Here is a 432-nt window from a genome sequence, read left to right as displayed (position 1 = left end):
CTGCAGCAGGCCAGAGCGATACAGCCACATTTACAAATTGTCGTCATTGCGGGTAATCATGATTCGCCGGGACGACTGGAATCGGCCCTGCCTTTGCTGGAGCAATTCAATACCCATGTGATTGGCTTTGTGCCGCGCCTGCAGGATGGCAGCATCGATCTGGACAAGCTGATCCTGCCGCTGCGCGACCGCCACGGCGTCACGCGTGCTTTTGCACTGGCGCTGCCGTTTTTGCGTCAGTCCGACGTGCCAAGAGTCGAGGACGCAGCTGATCCGTATATGGCAGGCATAGGTCTGCTGTATCAGCAAGTACAGCAGCGTGCGCTGGAGTTACGTACAGAAGATCAGGCGATTGTGGCTCTGGGCCATTGTCATCTGATCGGCGGTCAGGTTTCTGCCGCCTCTGAGCGCAGTATCGTGATCGGTGGCAGC

The 432-nt window shown here is 57.6% G+C and carries 1 pseudogene; it reads left to right on the top strand.

Annotated features, from left to right (window positions below):
• A pseudogene (locus KDM89_RS19890) lies at positions 1-432 on the top strand (exonuclease SbcCD subunit D); the annotation flags it as partial.

Origin of the sequence: Cognatundibacterium luofuense, assembly GCF_018139685.1 — a bacterium.
GTDB classification, from domain to species: Bacteria; Pseudomonadota; Gammaproteobacteria; order Burkholderiales; family Burkholderiaceae_D; genus Undibacterium; species Undibacterium luofuense.
This window is presented reverse-complemented; position numbering and strand designations above follow the sequence as displayed.